This window comes from Pseudonocardia sp. (genome assembly GCF_050250275.1).
Lineage (GTDB): Bacteria > Actinomycetota > Actinomycetes > Mycobacteriales > Pseudonocardiaceae > Pseudonocardia.
This window is the reverse complement of the sequence record NZ_JBFWOY010000071.1, coordinates 1-4380: the sequence shown is the minus strand read 5'-3', so window position 1 is coordinate 4380 and position 4380 is coordinate 1. Positions and strand designations below refer to the sequence as shown.

At 72.5% G+C, this 4380-nt stretch carries 4 protein-coding genes and 1 pseudogene; 4 read left to right on the top strand and 1 reads right to left on the bottom strand.

Annotation, left to right across the window (positions count from 1 at the left end):
* Nucleotides 1–225: 225 nt before the first annotated feature.
* Nucleotides 226–498 (top strand): nickel-binding protein, encoded by a 273-nt coding sequence (locus AB7F12_RS31620; protein ID WP_428517276.1) that lies wholly within the window; start codon nt 226–228, stop codon nt 496–498.
* Nucleotides 499–1258: 760 nt separating this feature from the next.
* On the opposite strand, the gene AB7F12_RS31615 is transcribed toward AB7F12_RS31620, so the two are convergent.
* Complete coding sequence (locus AB7F12_RS31615; RefSeq protein WP_428517278.1) at nt 1259–1648, bottom strand: nuclear transport factor 2 family protein; 390 nt, start codon at nt 1646–1648, stop codon at nt 1259–1261.
* 172 nt (nt 1649–1820) lie between these two features.
* Between AB7F12_RS31615 and AB7F12_RS31610 the strand changes: the two genes are divergently transcribed.
* The 3 genes and pseudogenes from AB7F12_RS31610 to AB7F12_RS31600 form a co-directional block, all read left to right on the top strand.
* The gene (locus AB7F12_RS31610; RefSeq protein ID WP_428517280.1) at nt 1821–2810 is read left to right on the top strand and encodes an AraC family transcriptional regulator; all 990 of its coding nucleotides are present in this window, start codon (nt 1821–1823) and stop codon (nt 2808–2810) included.
* Nucleotides 2811–2902: 92 nt separating this feature from the next.
* The gene (locus AB7F12_RS31605; protein WP_428517282.1) at nt 2903–3820 is read left to right on the top strand and encodes a hypothetical protein; all 918 of its coding nucleotides are present in this window, start codon (nt 2903–2905) and stop codon (nt 3818–3820) included.
* Nucleotides 3821–3913: 93 nt separating this feature from the next.
* A pseudogene (locus AB7F12_RS31600) lies at nt 3914–4380 on the top strand (hypothetical protein); the annotation flags it as partial.

Sequence of the window (4380 nt, the reverse complement as noted above, 5' to 3'; positions counted from 1 at the left end):
CACGCAACCGGTCCTGGTAGAGGCGGACCGCGCGGGCCCGGGTCTCGTCGTCGAACTTACGGGGAGCGGACATGGCTCCAGTCTCCTTGCTAGATCAGGAGCCTCTCCTCAAGCCAGGACGGTTCACCTGAAGGCCACGGCGGACGGCCGCAACCAATGGCCTCGGCACGTCCAGGCGCTCTGCGCCAAGGCGGAAGCCCTCATCGCACACCCGAAGGAGGACACATGGCAGTGATCATGGTCGAGGAGCGGTTCGACCCGCCGATAGACCTCAGTGAAGGCAGTCCGGTCGCGGACAAGGTGTCACCATGCCTGCCCGTGTACGACGTCCACTGGCTCAGCTCCTACATCTCGACGGATGGCACCAAATGCGTCTGCGTCTACGAGGCAGCCGATGCCGAGACCGTGCGCCGCGTCTACAGGACCGCCGAGGTAGCTTTCCTCGATGTGTGGGCCGCCAGCCCGCTACACCGCCGCGAAGGTGACGCGCCGGCCTAGCTTGCGCACCAACCTTCGTCACGATCGGCGAGCTGGCCCGTGGACGTACCTGCTGCGGCGCTGGGATCACAACGACGACCCGCGGCCTGGACCGATTTCAGCCAGGTCTTCGTCCTCCCCTGCTGCCGCGCGTCGCCACCATCCGGGGCGAGACCCAGGCCCACGCCCGACTCCGGGGCCGACCCCGGCCAGTCAACGACTCCCGGATCACCGCCTGCTGCATCGCCCGCGAACTCCCGCTCGCCACACTCAACATCGAGGACTCCCCGAAGGAATCCGCGATCACGACTTCGACCGGCCCCGGAGCGGGAGCGCAGGTTCGAATCCTGCCGGGGGCGCCCAGTGATCACATCGGCGTCGCGGCCGGTCCGTCAGCCTCGGCGCCCGGGCCCGCGCCAGCGCCTTCCCACGTCCGCCGCGATCACCAAGGGTCTTCACGACGGCCACCGCAGGGTCACGGTCGTGCCGCCGCCGGGCCGGTACGAGATGTCGGCATGCCCGCTCACGTCGTACATCCGCTCAGCGACCGACGGATTCCCAGGCGCGTGGGGGTTGCCGCGGCGCCCCGGTGATCCCGGCAGGCAGATCCGATCCAGTGCCCCGAGAGTGGGGACGGGCTGTCCCTGGTTCGGCGGGCTCGGACGGTGGATCGGCGGTAGCCGGCAGGGAAGATGCCGCCGCGCGAGGCCTGAACCGCCCCGGGCGACGGCACGGGGTGCGCCGTCGCCCGGGGCGAGCGCCGCCGGACGAGGACCCGCCCTCAACCCTTGACGTACGCGAGCTTCTCCGCGATCTTCCCGTCGCGGACGCGCAGGACGTCGATGCCGCGCACGTGACCCCGGCGCCCGGCGGAATCGACCCAGTGGTGGCGCCACCGGACCACGACCCGGTCCCCGGTGACGACCATCTCCTCGGTGTCGAACGTCCGCGCGCACGTCGGGTCGAAGAGCTGGGTGAACAACGCCCTGATCCCCGCCGAGCCCTCGTACGTCTTGCCGTCCGGGGGCGGCGTGCAGTCGATCACCCCGTCCTCGGTGAAGGCGGCCACGGCGGCCTCGACGTCATTGCTGTTCAGCGCGTCGTGGTAGCGCTTGACGGCGCGCTGGATCTCGTCGGCGGACACGGGTCGGGCGATTGCGCTCTCGGTCATGGAAACCTCCGCGTGTGGACTCCCGGTCGGGAGGACGTGCGACGACACTAGGAATCTCGGACGCGCGGCCGGAATGCCCGAGCCACCGCCCTTCTTGCCCGGATGTCCGCAGCTCGGCGGCCTCGTGCTCCGGCGTCCGGGAGAGGTTGCCGCAGGTCCAGGGAGGTGCGCGGTGGACGTGTTGTCCGACGTCCTGCTCGCCGTCCGCATGACCGGTGCGGTCTTCTTCGACGTCGACGCCCGCTCGCCGTTCGCGACCGAGAGCCCCAGCGCGGCCACGATCGGCGAGCAGGTGATGGGCGCCGCGGACCGCGTGATCGGTTTCCACGTGGTCACCGAGGGCTCCTGCTGGGCGGAGGCCGTGGACGGTCCGGACGCCGCGGTGCAGCTGCGGGCCGGCGAGATGGTGATCTTCCCGGCGGGCGACGCGAACATCATGGCCTCCGCGCCCGGGATGCGGGGTGCGCCCGACGCGGCGCAGTACTACCGGCCCGTCGACCGCCTCCTCCCGTTCGCGCTCACCACCGGACGGGACGCGGGTGCGCAGCGGTGCCGGTTCGTCTGCGGGTTCCTGGGCTGCGACGCCCGACCGTTCAACCCGCTGCTCGAGGCGTTGCCGCGGATCGTGCGCGCCCCGGTGTCGGAGGTGAGCTGGCGCTGGGTCGTCCACCTGCTGGACGCGGCGGTGGCGGCGAGCGGGCACGGCGGCGCCGGGCGGGAGGCGATGCTCGCCAAGCTTGCCGAACTGATGTTCGTCGAAGCCCTGCGGGCGCACCTCGACCAGCTGCCGCCCGACGCCCGCGGCTGGGTGGCGGGGCTGCGCGACCCGCAGGTGGGCGCTGCGCTGCAGTTGCTGCACGGCCGCCCCGCCGAGCCGTGGACCCTCGAACGCCTCGCCCGCGAGGTCGCGATGTCGCGATCGTCGTTCGCCGAGCGCTTCACCGCGTACGTCGGCGTACCGCCGATGCAGTACCTCGCGAGGTGGCGCCTGCAGCTCGCGGCGCGGATGCTCACGGCGGGCGCCGTCAGCGTCGGGCAGGCCGCCGAAGCCGTCGGGTACCGGTCGGAGGCGGCGTTCAACCGGGCCTTCAAACGGGAGGTCGGCGAGGCGCCGGGCGCCTGGCGACGCGGGCGGCGGGCCGCCACGTCGCCGCGGCCGTAGGCGATCGGTTCAGCGGCGGGTGAGGTACTTTCTCCCTGGTCGGCCGGCCGCAGCTCGACCGAACCGGGCGTCGCGCTTCCTAGGATCGCGCCATGACGGTCCGAGGCTCCCTCCGCCGGACGCGATCGGTGCTGAGCGCCGAGGTCGCCGCGATCCGCGGCCGCGATCCCGACCTCGACGCCGGTGACATCACCCGCTTCTCCCTTCCGCTCCTGCTGCGCGCCGTCGGCGTGCTGGCCGTCGGGGTGGTGCCGCTCCTCGTGGTGCGCGGCAGCGCGGACACCGACGCCCTGCTGGTGCCGCTCATCGGGTCGGTGGCGCTCACCGCGATCTGCACCGCCGCCGTGGCATGGCTGATGGCGATCACCATCTCCGCGGTCGTGGTGATGGTCGTCTACCGCACTCCGCCCACGGCGTCGTCGAGGCTGGTGACGCGCATCCTCTCGGACTCGTTCGGCCGGATCAACGACCAGACGTCGACCATCGCGCTCGTCGCCCTCATCGCCGGGCTGGTGTCCCTGGCGGTGGGACTGCCGACCCGGCAGGGCGACGAACTGGCGCACTCCGTGGTCGACGACCTGTTCGCCGCCCAGGTGGGTGTGCTGCTGGTCGGGCTCGCGATCGCCTTCGTCGTCGAGTCGATCCGCTCGGCCGCCGACGTCGTCGACGACCAGTCCCTCCTGCTCGCCTGGCCGTGGGCGCTGGTGATCGCGTGCCTGAGCTGGATCCTGGCGACGACGGTCGGTCCGTTCGAGACGACCCGGATGCTGGCGATCCTGCTCAACGAGTGGTTGCCGGCCAGCGTCGACGGTCGGCCCCGTGCCGAGGTGATCCGCGACCTGGTGCCGCCGAACGCGCGGTGGTGGGCGGCACTGGGACCACTGCCGGTGATCGCCGCGATCTGGGCGCTGGCGATGTGGCGGGGCGGCGGCCTCGCCCACATGCGCGCGTTCGTCGCAGAGGACGCGGAGGACACGGTTAACACCACGGCCGCGACGCCGTCGCCATGACCACGTGGACGCTCACGCGCCACGGGCCCCGCAACGCGTGACAGGTCGTCAGCGATCCCTTCCCACGAGCCCGCCGTCGGGGAGACTGTCCCCGTGACATCGCCGCTCGAGCACGCGCGCGCTGCCTTCGCCGCGCGGTCCTGGCGCGCGGCGGCCGATGCGTTCGACGCCGCCGCGTCGAGTGCTCCGTTGACGGTCGACGACCACGGGCGACGCGCCGTCGCGGCCTTCCTCCTCGGTGACGACGTCACGTGCGAGCGAGCGTGGGACGAGGCCTACCGGACCGCGGTCCTGGCGGGCGACCGTCCCGCGGCGGCGCGGTACGCCTGGTGGATCGCGTTCTGCCTGCTCCTGGGAGGCCGGACGGCGCAGGCCGGCGGTTGGCTCGCCCGGTCCCGGCGGCTCGTCGAGGAGGCGGGCGTCGAGTGCGCGGCGTCGGGCTACCTGCTGATCCCGGAGTTCCTGGGGGTGCTCGACGCGGATCCCGCCGCCGCGCACGACCTGGCCGTACGGGCGGGCGAGATCGGCGCCCGGCTCGACGACGGCGACCTGCGGGCGCT